Source organism: Paenibacillus sp. PK1-4R (assembly GCF_030369595.1).
Classification (GTDB): Bacteria; Bacillota; Bacilli; order Paenibacillales; family Paenibacillaceae; genus Paenibacillus.
The window spans coordinates 6041338-6062680 of sequence record NZ_CP126535.1 but is presented as its reverse complement, the minus strand read 5'-3'; the positions used below and the strand labels follow the sequence as shown (position 1 = coordinate 6062680).

The following is a 21343-nucleotide window of genomic DNA, read 5'->3' as shown; positions in this document are numbered from 1 at the left end:
CCCGCTTTACGGTGGGCGGCTTCCTGCTGATATCCAGGTACAAAGCCTAACTACAAACAATCTCTAATACGGGAGTGTATCGATGTGAGAGAGAATACGAACAAGCAATATGGATTAACGCAAGCCCAGCGCCGGATATGGTTCATGGAAATTATGAATCCGGGCACATCCATCACGATGCTTTCCGCGACCTACCAGATTACGGGCGAGATCGACACCAAGCTGCTGGAGCAAGCGGCGGCAGAGATTGTCAAAACCTACGACGCTTTCCGAATCCGCATTGGCGGGGATTTGCAAAATCCAACGCAGTGGTTCGAAGTGACGGAGAATGTCCAAACCAGGATAAGCCACCTCGAAATAGGCACAACCGAACAATTCTATGCTTGGGTGAAAGAAGTAACCGAAAAACCGGCCAGCGTGTTCGACGAACACCTCTACCAATTTACGATGATACATTTTGCGAACGGCCAAGTATGGCTTAATTTGACTGTAAATCATATCATTGCTGATGGTTTGTCCGTCACTGCTTTGCTGCATGCGGTGATGGAAAAATACCTGGAACTGCGCAAAGGCATCTTCACCAGTTACCAGGCCCCTTCCTATCTGGATTATATTTCAACTGAGCATGAATATGAGCAATCGCAGCGTTATCAAAAAGGCAAGGAATACTGGCTGACCAAGTACAACACTTTGCCTGAAACGAGCGGCATTAAATCGGTTCCGCCATTCTCGATTGGCAGCGAATCGAATAAACGTTCAATCACTTTGGATGCTTCCCGCTACGACCGCATTCTGGCTTTTAGCGAACAATATCAGGTCAGTTTATATACGTTATTTTTGTCCGCCATGTACGTTTTATTGTATAAGCTGACTGACAGCACCGATGTGCCGGTCGGCACGGTTTTTGCCAATCGCACCAGCAAGAAGGAAAAAGAAACGATCGGTATGTTCGTCAGCACCGTGGCTACGCGGATTAGTCTGAATCCAGATGGGTCCGTGCTTTCCTTGATCCAAACGGTTTCCAAGGAAAATACGGCGGATCTGCGGCATCAGAAATATCCTTATAACCAATTGATCCAGGATTTACGTGAACAACACGGCCGCAACGATCTTTCGGAGCTGTTCCGCACGTCTCTGGAATATCTGCCTTTGAAAATCGTGGAGTACGAAGAAATCAAGGTACGTCTGGAGGCTCACTTTGCTAGGCACGAGATGGACGATTTACTGCTGCGCTTCGACCATATGCTGAATGAAGGCCATGTTATTCTCCATGCTTCCTATCGTACCGGCCTGTTCGAGACGACCGAGATTGATCGCATTATAGAACAGTATGTAACCGTTTTGGACCAGTTTCTTGAGACTCCCGAACTGCGAGTACGCGAGATTTCTCTACTGAGCGATGAGGAGAGACGCCGAATTCTGGACGTGTTTAACCCGCCGGTGGCAGCACTGAACGAGGGAATAGCGTTTCATCGGTATGTCGAAAAGTTTGCCCGAGACATTCCGGATCACCCGGCAGTTGTTTACATGGACAAAAAGCTGACTTACGGCGAATTGAACAAACGCGCCGAGCTTCTGGCTTCGCTCCTTCGTGAACAGGGCGTGGGAAGGGAGACGATTACGGGGATCTGGGCGGAGCGTTCCGTGGAACTGCTGGTCGGTGTGCTCGCTGTATGGAAAGCTGGCGGAGCTTATGTACCGCTGGACCCCGATTATCCGGCGGAACGTATTGAGTACATGCTCAGCGATAGCGAAGCATCGGTGCTGCTTACGCAGCGTCATCTGTTGGAGGGGGCCGGAGGTTGGTTGGCCGATGACCGGCTGAAGCTTCAAGCTGTCTATGCGATGGACGATGAACAGATATATAACGGGGATACCTCAGCAGCCGTGGCATTTGAATCTGCTGATAGTGCCCCGCAAGACTTGGCTTATGTGATTTACACCTCGGGTACGACGGGACGCCCAAAAGGCGTCATGATTGAGCATGGTAGTCTCATGAATACGGCGGATGCGTACCGCCGTGAGTACCGGTTGGATCAGTTCCCGGTGAGGCTGCTGCAACTGGCAAGCTTTTCGTTTGACGTGTTCGTTGGAGACATCGCGCGGACGCTGTATAACGGAGGCACGATGGTAATTGTGCCAAAGGATGACCGGATTGATCCGAACCGCTTATACGGCTGGATTCGGGACCAAAACATTACGGTATTTGAATCGACACCTGCGCTCATCCTACCGTTCATGCAGCATATTTATGAAGAAGGGCTAGACGTTAGCTCCATGCAGCTGCTGATTACCAGCTCCGATGCTTGCAGTGTCACCGATTACCGATTGCTGCAGGAAAGATTCGGCGGACAATTCCGCATCATCAACAGCTACGGCGTTACCGAAGCGGCCATTGACAGCAGTTTTTACGATGAGCCGCTGGACAAGCTGCCATCGTTGGGTCATGTGCCGATCGGCAAAGCCTGGCTGAACGCCCGGTTTTACATTGTCGATGCCGGGTTAAAGCCGGTTCCTGTAGGGGTTCTGGGTGAGCTTGTCATCGGCGGCGCCGGGGTGGCGCGCGGGTATTGGAACCGTCCGGACCTAACCGCCGAGAAGTTTGCAGACAGCCCGTTTGTGTCCGGCGAACGTCTGTATCGGACAGGAGATTTGGCCCGCTGGCTGGAAGACGGCAACGTTGACTTCATCGGCCGGATCGACTATCAGGTGAAAATTCGCGGGTTCCGGATCGAACTCGGCGAAATTGAAACGGCCCTGTTGCGTTTCCCGGGGATCAAGCAGGCTGTGGTGACTGACCGTACGGATGAGCAGGGGCAAAAGTATTTGTGCGGTTACGTGGCGGGGGATGTTTCCTTACAGCTGAGCGATCTGCTGTCCCAATTGAAGCAAGAGCTGCCTGCGCATATGGTTCCGGCCCGGCTGGTGTCTCTTGATCAGCTTCCGCTCACACCAAATGGCAAGATTGACCGTAAAGCGCTGCCTGAACCGACCGGAGAGGTAGAAGCGGGCCGTGAGTATGTGGCTCCTCGCACAACGCTGGAAACAAGACTTGCTCTTATTTGGCAGCAGGTGCTGGGTGTTGCGCGAGTTGGAGTCCAAGACGATTTCTTTGACCTGGGTGGTCATTCCTTGCGGGCCTCCGCGCTTGTTTCCAAGATTCGAAAAGAGCTGCAAGTCGAGGTTCCGCTGCGGGACGTTTTCCGCTACACCACGATCGAACAGCTGGCCCAAAGAATCGGCGGTTTAAAGCAGCAGGAGACGTATGAGATTACAAAGGCGGCAGAGGCCGAGTATTATCCGGTTTCATCCGAGCAAAAGCGTCTGTACGTCCTGCGCCAGCTTGACACGGCCGAGCGTAGCTACAATATGTCGGCGGCGCTTCTTCTCGAAGGCAAGCTGGACCGCACGCGCGTAGAGTACGCGTTCCGGGCGCTGATTCAGCGCCATGAGACGCTGCGTACCGGGATCGAGCAGGTTCAAGGCGAGCTTGTGCAGCGCATCTATGACGAGGTGGAGTTTTCTGTAGACTATTTCCAGGCGAGCGAGCGAGAAGTGGACCAAGTGGTGGAAGCATACTATCACCCGTTTGATCTGACCAAGCCGCCACTTCTACGCATCGGCCTGATCGAAGTCGCCGAGGATCGCCACATTCTGCTGTTTGATATGCACCATATCGTCTCGGATGGCATCTCGACAGCGCTGCTTTTCGATGAGTTCAGCCGCCTGTATCGGGGTGAGGAGCTGGCTCCGTTGCGTATTCAATACAAAGATTATGCCGTTTGGCAGCATTCCGAAGCCTACGGGCAGTTGATCCAGCCGCAGAAGGAGTACTGGCTGGAACAGCTGTCGGGCGAGCTGCCTGTATTGGAACTGCCGACGGACTTCCCGCGGCCTGCGGTGCAAAGTTTTGACGGCCGGACCGTGAAGTTTGATATTGGGAAAGAACGGACGGAGAAGCTGAAAGAACTGGCCGCACGGACGGGCACGACCCTGTACATGGTGCTGTTGTCTGCTTACTCGATCCTTATGCATAAATATTCGGGTCAGGAAGATCTGATCGTGGGAACGCCGATTGCCGGAAGAACGCAAGAAGAAGTGCAGCCAATCGTAGGTATGTTTATCAACACGCTTGCCATTCGCTGCCATCCGGAGCGTTCCAAGCCGTACCTTAAGTACCTGGAAGAAATGAAGGAAATCGCACTCGGGGCTTTTGAACACCAAAATTATTTGTTCGAAGATTTGGTGGAAAGTCTTCACATTCCGCGCGCGACCGGCCGGAATCCGCTCTTTGATACGTTCTTCTCCCTGCAAAATACGGAGAATGAGCAAATTGTCATCGAGGGGCTGGAGCAATCGTTTTATCCGTTGGAAAACCGAACGTCCAAGTTCGAGCTGCTTCTGGATATTTCGGAGCTGGATGGTCAGCTCGAATGCCGGTTGGAGTACGCTACGGCTTTATATAAACAGGAGACTGCGGAGCGGTTCGCCAGACATTATGACAAGCTACTCGAAACTATCGCAACAGCACCCGAAGGGGATATTGCTTCACTGGAAATGCTAACGGAGCAGGAAATCCGTGAACTGGTGCGCGGTTTCAACGATTCGGAGGCAGATTACCCACGGCAGCAGACGATTCATGGCTTGTTCGAAGAGCAGGCGAAGCTTTACCCGGATAACGTGGCCGCCGTCATGAATGAGTGGCAGTTGACCTACCGCGAACTGAACGAACGATCCAATCGGCTTGCACGTAAGCTGCGGGAGACGGGAGTCGAAGCGGATCAGTTGGTAGCAATTCTGGCCGAACGTTCGCTTGATATGGTCGTCGGCATTCTGGCGATTCTCAAAGCGGGCGGAGCCTACGTGCCTGTTGATCCCGACTACCCGGAGGAACGCATCCGCTTCATGATTGAGGATTCAGGCGCACCGTTATTGCTGATTCAAAAGCATTTGCATGAGAAGACCGACTTTGCAGGAACGCGCCTTGAATTGGACGATTTCGTTTGGGTCGACAAAGGGGCGGACTCCGCTGGTGCGCTGGACGCTTCGAATCTGGAGCCGATTTCCGGGCCGGGCAACTTGGCTTATGTCATCTACACATCGGGAACGACCGGCAAACCCAAAGGCACGTTGATCGAGCATAAAAACGTCGTGCGCCTTTTGTTCAACGACAAGAACCTGTTCGACTTTGGGTCGTCCGACACGTGGACGTTATTCCACTCGTTCTGCTTCGATTTCTCCGTCTGGGAGATGTACGGAGCGCTGCTAAATGGAGGAAAGCTGGTTATCGTACCGCCGCTTACGGCGAAAAATCCGGCCGAGTTCCTGGCACTGCTGAGCCGAGAACGGGTCACGATTTTGAATCAGACGCCAACATATTTCTACCAACTGCTGCGTGAGGTTTTAGCGGACCATCCGTACGATCTGTGGATTCGCAACGTCATCTTCGGCGGCGAAGCGCTCAGCCCGCTGTTGCTCAAGGGTTTTAAGACGAAGTACCCGGAGACAAAGCTGATCAATATGTACGGTATTACCGAAACGACGGTTCACGTGACGTATAAGGAGATCACATGGATCGAGATGGAGGCGGCAAAGAGTAATATCGGCAAGCCAATCCCAACGCTGAGCGTGTACGTTCTGGATGAAAACAATCGTCCTGTTCCGATCGGCGTAGCAGGCGAAATGTACGTGGCCGGGGAAGGCCTGGCGAGAGGATACCTGAATCGCCCGGATTTGACGGCGGAAAAGTTCGTTGATTCTCCGTTTGCGGAGGGGGAGAAACTGTACCGTTCGGGTGACTTGGCGGCCTGGCTGCCGGACGGCAACATTGAATACCTCGGCCGAATCGACCATCAGGTCAAAATCCGCGGGTACCGAATCGAGTTGGACGAAATTGAGACCCAACTGCTGAACGTGGAGGGCGTGGAAGAAGCGGTGGTGCTCGCCCGTCAGGACAGCGGGGGCGAAAAGGCGCTTGTTGCCTACTTTGTGGCGGACCGGACGCTGACGGTTAGCGAAATGAGAACCTCGCTGGCCCAGGGAATGCCGGGATACATGATCCCGTCGTACTTCGTGCAGCTGGAACGCATGCCGCTGACGTCCAACGGCAAAGTGGACCGCAAAGCACTGCCGGCGCCTCAAGGCGCCTTGCAAACGGGCGTCGAATACGTAGCGCCGCGTAACCTTACGGAGTCCCAGCTTGTGAAAATTTGGGAGGAAGTGCTGGGTTACTCCGGCATTGGAGTCCTGGACAATTTCTTCGAGCTCGGAGGGCATTCCTTACGGGCGACAAACCTTGTCAGCAAAATTCGGAAGGAAATGAACGTTGAACTTCCGCTGCGCGATGTGTTCCGCTATATGACGGTAGAGTCGATGGCTGGGGCTATTGCCAACTTGGAAGAATCGCAGCACAGCTCGATTCCAAAAGCGGAAGAGAAAGCATACTATCCGGTTTCCTCTGCACAAAAAAGGCTATACGTCCTGCACCAGCTGGATAGCTTGGAGCTGAATTATAACCTTCCAAGCGCCTTACAATTGGAAGGGGTTTTGAACGAGGCCAAAGTAGAAGATGTGCTGACTACTTTGATGGCCCGGCACGATATGCTTCGCACCGGTTTTGAAATCATGAATGGGGAGCCGGTTCAGCGTATTCATCCGCTCGTCGCTTTCAAGGTCGAGAAGCTTCAAGCAAGCGAAGATCAGGTTGTAGCCATTCTAGAAGGCTTCATTCAGCCTTTTGACTTGACCCAGCCGCCTTTGCTGCGCGCCCTGTTGATTGAATTGGAGAAAGAAAAATTCCTGCTCGCGCTGGATATGCATCACATTGCTTCCGACGGCCTTTCCATGGATGTGCTGCTACGCGAATTCGTGCGGCTGTACAATGGGGAAGAATTGCCGGAGCTGCGGATTCAATACAAGGATTACGCCGTTTGGCAGCAATCCGAGGAACAGCGTCAACGCATCAAACGACAGGAGGAATACTGGCGCGGGGTATTCAGCTCCGAGCTTCCGGTTCTTGAGCTGCCTCTTGATTACTCCCGTCCAGCCGTTCAGCAGTTTGACGGTCAAACGCTCACGTTTAGTCTAGATGCGGAGAAAGGTGAAGCTCTCAAACAGCTTGCCAGCGATTCGGGGGCGACGTTGTACATGCTTCTGCTGGCTGCGTACTCCGTATTGCTTCATAAATATGCGGGACAGGAAGATATCGTGGTCGGTACTCCGATTGCCGCTCGTTCTCACGCCGACTTGCCGCCGATTATCGGCATGTTTGTCAATACGCTGGCCCTTCGCTTGGGTCCGACGGCAGAGCTGACGTTCATGGATTACTTGCAGGAAGTGAAGGAAACGACGCTTGGAGCCTACGAACACCAGGACTATCCGTTTGAGGAGCTGGTAGAAGCTCTTCAGGTGAGCCGGGATTTAAGCCGGAATCCGCTGTTTGATACCATGTTTTCTTTGCAAAAGCACGAAAGCCTGGATTTAACCCTGGAAGGCCTGGAATGGTCGCTGTTTGACATCGAGGAAAAGACGGCGAAGTTTGATCTTAGCTTGGATATCGTGGAAGAGGGTAACGAGTTGGTTTGCAAGATCGAGTACGCTACCTCGTTGTTTAAACAGGAAACGATGGTACGGCTGGCGGGTCATTACGAGCAACTTTTGGCGTCGATCCTGGCTCAGCCGGGTGCGCAGATTTCAGATTTGGACATGTTAACAGACAGCGAAAAGGATAATTTATTGGTTGGGTTTGACGTGTCTTCTTCGGCTCTTGCAAAGCAATCCGCCACAGAGGATACAGGTTTGGAAGCAGAGGAGTCTTGGAGAGAGAGTACGTTCCACGAGCTGTTCGAGGAGCAGGCGGAGCGCACTCCGGGAGCGCTGGCGGTTGTCTACGAAGACAACAAGCTGACGTATGCGGAGCTGAACGCCAAAGCGAATCGTTTGGCGTATGTACTGCGGGCACGCGGGGTGAATCCGGAACAGGTGGTCGGCATTCTGGCCGGCCGTTCAGCGGAGCTGTTGATTGGGGTACTCGCCGTATGGAAAGCTGGCGGCGCTTATGTACCGCTTGACCCCGACTATCCAGCGGAGCGGATCGAATATATGCTCGCGGATAGCGGTGCATCGGTGCTGCTTACGCAGACCTGCCTGTTGGAGCAGGCGGAAGCTTGGCGCAGCGACGGAGCTCTAACGCTGCAAACGGTGCTTGCACTTGATGACGTCGCGGCGTACAGCCTCGGAGCGGCAGAAACGGCTGTGGGCCTACAAGCTTTAGGCGAAGCAGGCGCGGAGGCGGAGGCTTTGGTGCAAGTGGCAATGGCTGCTGTCGAAACATCTGCCACGGCAGAAGCTGAGCAGAACGTACAAGCGGCGGATCTCGCATCAAATCCGGTAAATGTAAACAAGCCGGGCGATCTGGCTTATGTCATCTACACCTCCGGTACGACGGGCCGTCCGAAGGGCGTGGCAGTGGAACACCGCAGCTTGGTGAACACGGCGGCGGGCTACCGGCGGGACTACCGTCTGGATCAGTTCCCGATCCGGCTGCTGCAACTTGCCAGTTTCTCCTTTGATGTGTTCGTTGGTGACATTGCACGGGCGCTGTACAACGGTGGCACGATGGTCATCGTGCCGAAGGAAGACCGGATTGATCCAAACCGCCTCTATGGCTGGATTCGCGACTACGCCGTGACGGTGTTTGAATCAACTCCTGCGCTGGTCGTACCGTTCATGGAGCATGTGTATGCCGAGGATCTGGATCTTAGCTCGATGCAGCTGCTGATCACAAGCTCGGATGCGTGCAGTGTAGCGGATTACCGCACCTTGCAGGAGCGCTTTGGCTCGCAGTTCCGTATTATTAACAGCTACGGCGTAACAGAAGCGGCGATTGACTCCAGCTTCTATGACGAGCCGCTTGAGAAGTTGCCGAAAACGGGCAGCGTGCCAATCGGGAAAGCATGGCTTAACGCCAGATTCTACATCGTGGATACAAATCTGAAGCCGGTGCCGATCGGGGTGCTCGGCGAGCTGGTTATCGGCGGAGTGGGTGTGGCCCGCGGTTACTTGAACCGCCCGGATTTAACGGCGGAGAAATTCGTAGATAGCCCGTTCACCGCTGGGGAGCGGTTGTACCGGACGGGTGATCTGGCACGCTGGATGCCGGACGGCAACGTAGATTTCATCGGCCGAATCGACAATCAGGTGAAAATTCGCGGTTACCGGATCGAGCTTGGTGAGATTGAAGCGGCCATGAAAAATGTTGCCGAGGTGCGTCAAGCGCTTGTCATCGACCGGACGGACGAGCGGGGGCAGAAATATTTGTGCGGGTATATCGTAGTGGATTCCAGCTTTGATCTGGAAGGGCTTGTGGCCCATCTGGACGCAGTACTGCCTTCTCATATGGTGCCTTCACGAATCATGCGTCTGGATCAACTACCGCTTACACCGAACGGCAAGATCGACCGTAAAGCGTTGCCTGTGCCGGAAGGAAGCATTCGTGCCGAGGCTGCATACACGGCGCCGCGTACTCCTGCCGAGAAAGCACTCGCGTTGGTCTGGCAGTCAGTGTTAGGCGTGGATCAGGTTGGCACCATGGATAATTTCTTTGCGCTTGGTGGGGATTCAATTAAAGCTTTACAGGTATCTTCTCGTCTTTTGCAAACGGGGTACAAGCTGGTCATGAAAGATTTGTTCCATTACCCGACGATTTCCGCCCTTAGTTTGCGGTTGCAAACGGCGGAGAGAACGGCAAGCCAGGCCGAAGTGACGGGAGAGGTTATCCTGACTCCAATTCAGCGCTGGTTCTTTGAACAGAATCCGGCCGATGTGCATCATAACAATCAGGCATTCATGCAGTTCTCCAAGCAAGGCTTTGATGAAAAAGCTTTACGCCAAGCGGTGCATCAGCTTATCGTGCATCACGATGCTCTTCGTACGGTTTATCGTCAAACCGAGAATGGTTGTTATACCGCCTGGAACCGAGGCGCCGGGGAGAACGAAGTGCTGTTCGATCTGGAGGTTGTCGATTTCAAGGGAGCCAGCGACGTGAAAGAAGCGGTAGAGGCTAAGGCAAATGACATTCAAGCAAGCATTGATCTGGAAAACGGTCCGCTGGTGAAGCTTGGCTTGTTCCGCTGTGACGACGGCGACCACCTGCTCATCGCAATCCATCACTTGGTCGTAGACGGCGTATCCTGGCGGATTCTGCTTGAGGATTTTGCTGCCGCCTATGAGCAGGCGTTGCAAGGGCAACCGATTCGCCTGCCGCTCAAAACCGATTCATTCCAAACGTGGGCGAAACAGCTCGCTGATCATGCGAACGGGCCAGCGATGGAAAGCGAAAGAGAGTACTGGCAGCATATTGAGCAAATGACCTATGAGCCGCTTCCAAAAGATTTTGAACAAGGCAGATCCAAACTGAAGGACAGCGGGCTCGTAACCGTTCGATGGACAGCGGACGAAACTGAACAGCTGCTGAAGCAGGCTCACCGTGCTTACCATACGGAAATGAATGATTTGCTGCTTACTGCGCTGGGCCTCTCCGTACAAGCTTGGAGCAGTCAGGAACGCGTGCTGGTGAATCTCGAAGGCCACGGCCGGGAAGAACTTTTGCCAGATGTGGACATTACGCGCACGGTAGGTTGGTTTACAAGCCAATTCCCTGTTGTTCTGAAGCTGGGTCACGCTCAGGCACTCGGTCATCAGGTGAAACAGGTGAAAGAAAACTTGCGCCGCATTCCGAACAAAGGAATCGGCTACGGCATCCAGCGTTATTTGTCGGCGCCGCGTGACGGAGAGAGCTTCGTTTTGGAGCCGGAGATCAGTTTTAACTATTTGGGTCAGTTCGATCAGGATTACGAAAGCAGCGGCTCGCAGCCGTCTCCGTTCAGTCCGGGCTCCGATTCAAGCCCAAATGCTGTGATGGATTATGTCCTCGATATCAACGGTATGGTGTCGGAAGGCGTGTTGGAACTCACGATCCGTTATGGGGAAACCCAGTATCAACGGGAGACGGTTGAGCGCCTGGGCACCCTGCTTCAATCGAGTTTGCGTGAAGTCATCAGCCATTGCGTATCCAAAGAGCGGTCGGAGCTTACGCCTAGTGACGTACTACTTCAAGATATGACGGTGGAGGAACTGGAGCAGCTGTCCGAACATACGGCGGCACTGGGCGAACTGGAGAATGTATATACCCTGACTCCGCTGCAAAAAGGGATGTTGTTCCACAGCTTGCTGGATGCCGATTCGGAAGCTTACTTCGAACAGGTGACCTTTGATCTGTACGGAAGCCTGAATGTGGAAGCCTTCACTCGCGGATTGGATACGCTGGTACAGCGAAATGAGGCGCTGCGGACCAATTTTATTACTGGCTGGAGAGACGAGCCGATTCAAGTGGTATTCCGCGAGCGGAAGTGTGAAGTGTATTTTGAAGATATTTGCTCGGCAAGAGATGAACACCCGGAGAAGACAATAGCCGATTTTGTCAGCGCGGATAAAGCGAACAAGTTTGATTTGGCCCAAGACTCTCTTATGCGTGTGACCGTTTTGCGCACAGGCGACGAGTCTTACCATGTGATTTGGAGTCATCATCACATTTTGATGGATGGCTGGTGCATGTCCTTCATGATCAAGGAAGTGTTCAACACTTACTTTGCGTTTCAGGAGAAGCGAGCGCCAGAGCTTCCTCCGGTTACCTCGTACTCCCGGTATATCGAATGGCTGGAAGCTCAAGATGTAGTGAAAGCTTCGGATTACTGGTCGGAGTATTTGGCGGGTTACGATCAGCAGACCAAGCTGCCGCAGGAGAGAACGCAGCTGAAACAGCATGCTTTTGAAATGGCTGAAATCGATGTGGAACTCAGCCAAGGACTGACTGGGCAAATTGAGCGTGTGGCGCGCCAGCAGCAGGTGACACTCAACACGTTTATGCAGACTGTATGGGGAATGGTTCTACAGATATACAACAACAGCGAGGATGTTGTATTCGGCTCCGTTGTATCCGGGCGTCCGGCGGAAATTCCGGGCATCGAAAGCATGATTGGCCTGTTTATTAATACGATCCCGGTCCGTATTCAAGGTAAAGCCGAGGAAACGGTAGCCGATATTTTGAGAAAAACCCAGGATCAAGCGCTGGCATCGGGAGTTTACGAAACGTTCCCACTGTTCGAAATTCAGTCGCTGAGCGAGCAAAAGCGCGACTTGATCAACCATATTATGGTCTTTGAAAATTATCCGATGGAAGAACAGATTGAGCAGGTTGTCGGCGGAGGACAAGAAGCGCTGAAAATCGCTAATATTCAATCGCCGGAACAAACGAACTACGATCTGGACATTACCGTCATTCCGGAAGAGCATATTTTGCTGCGGTTTACGTACAATGCACTGACGTTCAGAGAGCATGACATCAGGCAGATCCACGGTCATTTTACCCGTGCATTGGAGCAGGTTGCGGCTAATCCGAATGTTCGTGTAAATGAGTTAGAGCTTATGACGGCGGCGGAAAAAGAAGAAATTGTCGGCGCGTTTAATCCGGTACAGCCGGAAATGGCTCCTGTGGCAGCGTTCCATCGACTGTTCGAGCAACAGGCGGAGCGCACACCGGAAGAGGAAGCCGTCGTGTACGAGAACGATCGGCTGACGTATGCGGAGCTGAACGAGCGGGCGAACCGCCTGTCGGCAACGCTGCGTGCAAGCGGCATCGGCCGGGAGGAGATTGTTGGCATTCTCGCCGAGCGTTCGGTGGATTTGCTGGTGGCCGTGCTGGCCGTCTGGAAAGCGGGAGGGGCGTATGTACCGCTTGATCCGGATTATCCGGCGGACCGCGTGCGGTTCATGCTGGAAGACAGCGGTGCGAAGGTGCTGCTGACACAAACGCTGCTGCGAGAGCGTGCCGAATCCTGGCTTGGCGAAGAGGAACTAGCACTGGAGACGGTGCTGTATCTCGATGACGAAACATCATACAGCGAAGACCGAGCGAATGCACCAATGGACTTCGTCCAAGGCTCCAGCATGGTTTCAGGTCTGGTCTCCGGCGAGCTGACGGGTGCTGTGAACGACCGTAATGAGAGTCACCCAAATGATGTTGATGTTGTCGGTATGGACAACTTCCATGAAGCCCGTCCAGAGGATCTGGCGTACGTCATCTACACGTCGGGAACAACGGGTAAACCAAAGGGTGTAATGATCGAGCACCGCAGCCTGGTGAACACGGCAGCGGGTTACCGACGGGAATATCGGTTGGATCAGTTCCCGGTGCGGCTGCTGCAGCTCGCCAGCTTCTCGTTTGACGTATTCGTGGGCGATATCGCGCGGACGTTGTACAACGGAGGCACGATGGTGATTGTACCGAAAGACGACCGGATTGATCCGTCTCGTCTGCACTACTGGATAGAGCGGGAGCAAGTGACGATCTTTGAATCAACGCCGGCGCTGATTGTACCGTTTATGGAATACGTGCACGAGCAAGGGCTAAAGTTGAGCGGGATGGAGCTATTGATCACAAGCTCGGACAGCTGCAGTGTGGCAGATTACCGTACCTTGCAGGAACGGTTCGGCCCGTCATTCCGCATCATTAACGCCTATGGCGTGACGGAAGCAGCAATCGACTCCAGCTTTTATGACGAGGAGTTGGCGAAACTGCCGCAGACAGGCCATGTGCCGATTGGCAAAGCGTGGTTGAATGCGAAGTTCTACATCGTGGATGCACATCTGAACCCGGTGCCAGTCGGCGTGCTGGGCGAATTGGTTATCGGCGGAGTCGGTGTGGCTCGCGGGTACTTGAACCGTCCGGGGCTGACGGAAGAGAAGTTTGTAGACAGCCCTTTCACCGCTGGTGAGCGGTTGTATCGCACGGGAGACTTGGCGCGGTGGATGGAAGACGGCAACGTGGACTTCATCGGCCGGATCGATAACCAGGCGAAAATCCGGGGTTACCGGATCGAGACGGGCGAAGTCGAAGCGAAACTGCTGAGTGTAGGTGGCGTGAAGGAAGCAGTCGTTGTTGTCAGGGAAGATCAAGAGGGGCAGAAAGCGTTGTGCGCTTATTATACAGTGGAAAAAGACTTGACGGCGGCAGATTTGAAACGTGCGATCTCCAGCCAACTGCCGGGATACATGATTCCATCGTATTTCGTCGAACTGGAGCAATTGCCTCTAACGCCGAATGGGAAAATTGACCGGAAGGCGCTGCCAGCGCCGGAAGGGGGAGCAGGCGGAGGCCGCGAATACGTGGCGCCGCGCACCGAACTGGAGGCAAAGCTGGCCGCCATTTGGCAGGAAGTGCTTGTTCGGGAGAAGGCGGTAGGCGTAACGGACAACTTCTTCGACCTCGGAGGACACTCCCTGCGGGCGACAACACTTGTCAGCAAAATGCATAAGGAGCTGGGCGCCCAATTCCCGCTTCGCGACGTATTCCGCTACTCGACAGTTGAGGAAATGGCTGTGGCTATGGAGCGTTTGGAGATCGGCTCGTTTACGGCTATTCCGGCTGCGGAACCTAGCGAGTATTATCCTCTCTCTTCCGCGCAAAAACGTCTCTATATCTTGAACCAGCTGGAAGGAGGCGAGCTGAGCTACAACATACCAGGAGCTATGCTGCTCGAAGGGCAGCTCAACCGGCAGCGGTTTGAAGAAGCGTTCCGCGGGCTTGTAGCTCGTCATGAAACGCTACGTACTGGCTTTGAGATGGTTGAAGGCGAAGCAGTTCAGCGGATCTACGAAGAAGTCACCTTCCAGGTGGAATATGTGCAGATCAGCGAGGAGCAGGCGGAAGAAACGGTGCGCCAATTCGTTCGTGCGTTTGATCTAGCGAAGCCGCCACTTCTGCGGGTGGGCATTGCCGAACTCGCGCCGGACCGGCACATCCTGATGTTCGATACACATCATATCGTATCTGACGGCGTTTCAATGGACGTACTGATCGAAGAGTTCGTGCACTTGTACAGCGGGGAGCCGCTCAAGCCACTCCGCATTCAGTACAAAGATTATGCAGTATGGCAGCAATCGGACGAGCAGAAAACGCAGCTTGCCAAGCAGGAAGCCTACTGGATTGACATGTTCCGCGGAGAACTGCCAGTTCTGGAAACGCCGACGGACTATCCGCGCCCGGCTATGCAGAGCTACGAGGGCCGCACGCTGCAATTGTTTATGAATATTGAGAAAAGCGAAGGTCTGAAACGGCTTGCAGCTGAGAACGGCGCAACGCTTTACATGGTTCTGCTTGCGGCGTATAAAGTACTTCTGCATAAATATTCAGGTCAGGAAGACGTGGTGGTTGGGACGCCGATTGCGGGCAGAAATCATAGCGACGTTCAGCCGCTGATCGGGATGTTCGTTAATACCTTGGCCATCCGCAGTTACCCGGCTGCCAGTAAGACGTTCCTTGACTACTTGAAGGAAATCAGGGAGACAACGCTGAGTGCTTTTGAACATCAGAATTATCCGTTTGAGGAACTGGTGGATAAGGTAAACGTGGCTCGTGATTTACGCCGTCATCCACTGTTTGATACGATGTTTGCTTTGCAGAATACAGAAAATGTGGAAATCCAGCTTCCGGGCCTTCATTTGTCGACGTATGCCAGCGAAGAAATTGTTTCCAAATTCGATCTCAGCTTGGACGTTACGGAGATTGAGGACGGCTTGGAATATCTGTTTGAATACGCCACGGCTCTATATAAAACCGAAACGATGGAGAAGTTGGCTGCCCACTACTTGCAATTGCTTGAATCCATTCTCCGCAACCCGTCGGCGACTATTGCCGAGCTGAACTTGTTAACGGCAGAGGAAAAAGAGCAGATTGTCGGCGCGTTTAATCCTGCGCAGCCGGAAGAGGCTCCAGTGGTAGCGTTCCATCGACTGTTCGAGGAACAGGCGGAACACACGCCGGAAGCGGAAGCCGTCGTATACGAGAACGATCGGCTAACGTACGCGGAGCTGAACGAGCGGGCGAATCGCTTGGCGGCTACGCTACGCGGAAGCGGCATTGGCCGTGAGGAGATTGTTGGCATTCTCGCCGAGCGCTCGGTGGACCTGCTGGTGGCCGTGATGGCCGTCTGGAAAGCGGGCGGGGCCTATGTACCGCTCGACCCGGATTATCCGGCAGACCGCGTGCGGTTTATGCTCGAAGACAGCGGAGCGAAGGTGCTACTGACGCAAACGCCGCTGCGAGAGCGTGCCGAATCCTGGCTCGGTGAAGAGGAACTGGCACTGGAGACGGTGCTGTATCTCGACGATGAAGCGTCGTACAACGAGGAACGAAGCAATGCGCCAATGGACTTCGGCCAAGGCTCCAGCAGTGCTCCCGATCCAGTCAACGGCAAGCTAACGGGGGCTGTGAACGGTGGTGGCGAGAGTTATCCAAATGATGTTGATGTTGTCGGTATGGACAGCTTCCATGAAGCCCGTCCGGAGGATTTGGCGTATGTCATCTACACGTCCGGAACGACGGGCAAGCCGAAGGGCGTGATGATTGAGCACCGCAGCCTGGTGAACACGGCGGCGGGCTACCGAAGGGAATATCGGTTGGATCAGTTTCCGGTAAGGCTGTTGCAGCTCGCCAGCTTCTCGTTTGACGTGTTCGTGGGTGACATTGCGCGGACGTTATACAACGGCGGTACTATGGTCATTGTACCGAAGGACGACAGGATCGATCCGTCTCGTCTGCACTACTGGATAGAGCGGGAGCAAGTGACGATTTTTGAATCAACACCGGCACTGATCGTGCCGTTCATGGAGTACGTGCATGAGCAGGGGTTGGAATTAAGCGATATGGAGCTATTGATCACAAGCTCGGACAGCTGCAGTGTGGCAGATTACCGTACCTTGCAGGAACGGTTCGGCCCGTCATTCCGCATCATTAACGCCTACGGCGTGACGGAAGCAGCAATCGACTCCAGTTTCTATGACGAGGAGTTGGAGAAACTGCCGCAGACAGGCCATGTGCCGATTGGCAAAGCGTGGTTAAATGCGAAGTTTTACATCGTGGATGCACATCTGAATCCTGTTCCAGTCGGCGTGCTGGGCGAATTGGTTATCGGCGGAGTCGGTGTGGCACGCGGGTACTTGAACCGTCCAGAGCTGACGGAAGAGAAGTTTGTAGATAGTCCGTTTGTCGTAGGTGAGCGACTTTATCGCACGGGAGATTTGGCGCGGTGGATGGAGGACGGAAACGTGGATTTCATCGGCCGGATCGACAATCAAGCGAAAATCCGGGGCTACCGGATCGAGACGGGTGAGATCGAATCGCAGCTGCTGCGGGTGGTAGGTATACGCGAAGCGGTTGTGCTGGTTCGAAGTGATGCGAACGGTCAGAAGGCGCTGTGTGCGTATTACACAACGGATATCGAACTGACGGCGGCCGATCTGAAACGAGCGATCTCCAGCGAGCTGCCGGGTTACATGATCCCGTCGTACTTCGTGGAGTTGGAGCATTTACCTCTGACACCAAACGGGAAAATCGACCGGAAAGCGTTGCCGGCGCCGGAAGAGGGAGCAAGTGCAGGGCGCGAATACGTGGCGCCGCGCAACGATCTGGAGACGAAATTGGTCTCCATCTGGCAGGACGTGCTTGGGTCAGTTACGATTGGTGTGACGGACAACTTCTTCGACCTCGGCGGTCACTCGCTGCGGGCGACGACGCTGGTCAGCAAGGTGCACAAGGAGCTGCACGTGGACCTGCCACTGCGCGATGTATTCCGGTACTCGACTATTGAAGCGATGGCTGAAGTGATTAGCCGATTGGAGCAGCAGGAATTCCTCTCCATTCCGGTTCTGGATAAAAGGGAGTATTATCCGCTTTCCTCTGTGCAAAAACGGCTGTACATCCAGCAGCAGATGGAAGGTGCCGAGCTTAGCTACAACATGTCCGGCATGACGGTTCTCGTCGGGCGCTTGGAGCAGAATCAATTCGAGGCGGCGCTCAAAGGATTAATCGCTCGTCACGAAGTTTTGCGAACTGGCTTCGAAATGGTCGACGGTGAACCGGTACAACGGGTTTATTCGGACTTAGAGTTTGCCGTCGAGTATACAAAAGCGACGGAAAGTGAAACTAAAAGCATTGCGGATGCCTTTGTACGTGTCTTTGATTTGGAGCGGCCGCCGCTGCTGCGTGTGGGCTTAGTTGAATGGGAAGCGGAACGTCATCTGCTTATGCTGGACATTCATCATATCGTCACGGATGGCATGTCTATGGGTATCTTCATCGAAGAGCTGCTGCGCCTGTATAACGGTGAGACACTGGAACCGCTTCGGATTCAATACAAGGAATTCGCCGCTTGGCAGCAGTCCGAACCTGTAAAAGAACGGCTGAAACGCCAGGAAGCCTACTGGCTGGACATGTTGGAAGGCGAACTGCCAACGCTTGAGTTGCCTACGGACTTTGTCAGACCTGCCGCTCGCAGCTTTGAGGGAGATGTGTTGCCTTTCAGTATCGACAAGCAGATGACTGAAAGCTTACAGCGCATTGCCGATGAGAACGGTGCTACCCTATATATGGTGTTATCGGCTGCCTATTCCATCCTGCTCAGCAAGTACTCGGGACAAGAAGATTTCATTGTAGGCACACCGGTTTCGGGCCGCACACATGCTGACCTGGAGCCGCTCATCGGAATGTTTGTCAACACGTTGGCGATTCGCCATTATCCATCCGGGGAGAAGACGTTCCTCGCTTACTTGAACGAAGTCAAAGAAACGATGCTGGGGGCCTACGACCATCAGGATTATCCGTTTGAAGAACTTGTGAAAAAAAAGCAGGTGCCGCGCGATCAAAGCCGCAATCCTGTATTCGATGTCATGTTTGCGCTGGAAACGAAGGAAGATAACGTTCAAAGCTTCGGGGATATCCAGATCGAATCTTATCCAGAAACGCATGCGGTTTCCCAGTTTGACCTTACCTTGGTCATTTCGTTGCTGGATGAGGGAATGAACGGGCAGTTTGAATATGCAACCAAGTTGTTTACGCGCAATCTGATCGACAATTTCGCTCAGGACCTGCTCGTGATCATCACCCAAATTTGCGAACAGCCTTCGGTGCTGCTCAAGGATATTTCTCTGAACGGCCAATCCGAACAGGAGCAAGATGAGCTAGAGGCTATTGATATTATTTTCTAATCCTTTATCCGGCTTGGGTGAAGATGGATCATTTAAGCACGTTATATGCGACATTCGGTATATTGAGAAAAAGTGGTAATGGAAATTTGTGGTGGTTTCACGACTTTTTTATCACCTGACAAAAGTATTTAAGTTATGTAACAAAGGGTCCTGATGACAGTTGTCATCAGGACCCTTTGTTTATGAACGTATAATTAATGTTCCTATGTCCAAATCAGTATGAGGCTATTATAATGAGGGCCTTTAACTGATATAGGATGAGTACTCTGGTATTATGGGATGCACAGTGATTTTCATCTATTTTTCAGACTTAGTATTTACTATAGCATCATCCATAGTCATTTTAGTCTTGAGAGTAGCTGTTGGTTACGCCCAAGTTGTAATCGTTTCAACCGGGAGACGATAGGAAGGATAGCCATCTTTTGCTGCTTTACCTATGGAGATCAACATCACGGGCTGGAACCGTTCTTTATCCAGGCCGAACGCTTCGGCGATCTGACCTTTGTCATAACCAGCCATAGGGTTCGTATCATAGCCATGAGCACGGGCAACGAGCATGAGTTGCATGGATATGAGGCCTGAGTCAATGAGGTTCATGTCACGCAGTTCGGATGCGTTTATGTTCGCATAATAAGGTTGTACCTGCTGCATCTGCATATCCATGATGTCTTGTGGCATGTATCCAAGTTCCACTGATTTGCTGAAAATCTCTTCCATGTATTCAACGTTGTAGGCATCGTAAAACACGGCAATGACAGCGGAAGACGTTAGTGCCTGTGTCTGGTTAAAAGAGGCCAGTGGTGCAAGCTTCTCTTTGCCTTCAGCACTGTCGATAACAAGAAAACGCCAAGGTTGCATGTTAATGGCCGAAGGGGCACGGGAAGCTTTCGCCAGTATTTCGGTCATCTCCTCGCGACTGATTTTCACTTCAGGGTCGTAGACTTTAACGGAATGGCGCTCCAAGACGATGTTATCAAAATCATTTGTTTTGTTGAATTGACCGGTAATTGTGTTCATATTGAAATCTCTCCTCATATCTATATTGGTGAGAGTAGGGTATAAATTATATCTCCATCTGTCTCACTATGAGGATTGTAAACTATGAAGTATACTTTATAGCAAGAAGAAGAAACGGGGGAAATCCATATGAAGATTAGTGAAGTAGCGAACCATGTAAACCTTCCGATATCCACGATTCGTTACTACGAGAAAATAGGTATTATCCCGGATGAACATATGCTGAGAGATCATAATAACTATCGAATATATGCGCAGAGCATTATTCAGCATCTGGACGTGGTCAAACAATGTTTAGCTGTTGGTTTTACGATCCATGAGATCCAATCTATGATCTCTAAACATGGGTTTTCAAGTAATGATCAAGCAAGCATTATCCAAGCGAAAATATCAGAAATTGAAGAAACACAAAAACAATTAGAGAATTCCAAACAAAATCTGTACGAAATTCTTAAATCGGATATCACGTGTGAGGAAGGTTTTGGTAAGTATTAAGCCGGAAGTCCCTCTTGAGGTTTTCATTCAGTACGTTCTTACATCATATCGATTCAATCGTATACATATCGTCCTGTATACGCAGATTACCGGGCTGCCCAGTTTCCACCTTCACCTCTGTAGCAAATACACCAGGCATACGCCCGTCTGGGAACCAGGGCATCTGTTTATCAATGACAATAAACATGCCTTCTGCATCACCGGTGGGGGAGAATTGTTTTCCGTCCCCGGCAAATGGTTCAAGTTGATAATGCTCATTCAATGTGTTCATTGTCTCAGGAACATCATCGACAGGTAGACCGATTTCACTAATACATAACAGATGCTTCGCTTCGAAAGCTTCATCAACTGCATTATCGAGTGAATGGTGAGCGATAAATTCCATCAAGTTGCCGCTTGGATCATAGAAATAGAAGGCTGTTGCATCCCAGTAGGGGAAATAATATTCATCCTGTCCATCTTTGGAGAGCAACGGAATGTTACGGTCTTGAGCCCACCTTTTCGCATCAGCAAGTTTATTCGTTGGAATCGTAAATGCTACATGATAGTAGGGCTTCTCTTGTTCTGCCGCCTTCTTGAAAGATAGTACCGAGTTCCCCGCACGAAATGAAACGCATGTTGCATTATCCTCCACAAGCTCCAATTCCAGTAGTGTACCGTAAAACTCCTTTATGGCATCAATTTGATGTGTCAACAAACCAACTTCTCTTATTATCATTTCAATATCCTC

General features: G+C 52.4%; 4 protein-coding genes. 2 read left to right on the top strand and 2 right to left on the bottom strand.

The annotated features are described in order from the left end of the window. The first annotated feature begins 84 nt into the window (after nt 1–84). Nucleotides 85–19101 (top strand): non-ribosomal peptide synthetase, encoded by a 19017-nt coding sequence (locus QNO02_RS26400; protein ID WP_289390442.1) that lies wholly within the window; start codon nt 85–87, stop codon nt 19099–19101. Nucleotides 19102–19467: 366 nt separating this feature from the next. Here QNO02_RS26400 and QNO02_RS26395 read toward each other — a convergent pair whose 3' ends face one another. After that, entirely contained in the window at nt 19468–20118 is a 651-nt protein-coding gene (locus QNO02_RS26395; RefSeq protein ID WP_091038400.1) for a nitroreductase family protein, read from the bottom strand. Between the two features lie 129 nt (nt 20119–20247). Here QNO02_RS26395 and QNO02_RS26390 point away from each other — a divergent pair, with 129 nt between their 5' ends. Beyond that, on the top strand, nt 20248–20613 hold the full coding sequence (locus tag QNO02_RS26390; RefSeq protein WP_165980421.1) for a MerR family transcriptional regulator: 366 nt from the start codon (nt 20248–20250) through the stop codon (nt 20611–20613). Between the two features lie 43 nt (nt 20614–20656). Here the strand turns inward: QNO02_RS26390 and QNO02_RS26385 are convergent, their stop codons facing one another. Beyond that, a complete protein-coding gene (locus tag QNO02_RS26385; RefSeq protein WP_133387208.1) occupies nt 20657–21331 on the bottom strand; it encodes a VOC family protein in 675 nt (224 codons plus the stop codon). Between the last annotated feature and the right edge of the window lie 12 nt (nt 21332–21343).

Bases quoted from the DNA above. Each gene is read 5' to 3' on its own strand.
- QNO02_RS26390 (WP_165980421.1), top strand. From the start codon at position 20,248: ATGAAGATTAGTGAAGTAGCGAACCATGTAAACCTTCCGATATCCACG.
- QNO02_RS26395 (WP_091038400.1), bottom strand. From the start codon at position 20,118: ATGAACACAATTACCGGTCAATTCAACAAAACAAATGATTTTGATAAC.
- QNO02_RS26385 (WP_133387208.1), bottom strand. From the start codon at position 21,331: ATGATAATAAGAGAAGTTGGTTTGTTGACACATCAAATTGATGCCATA.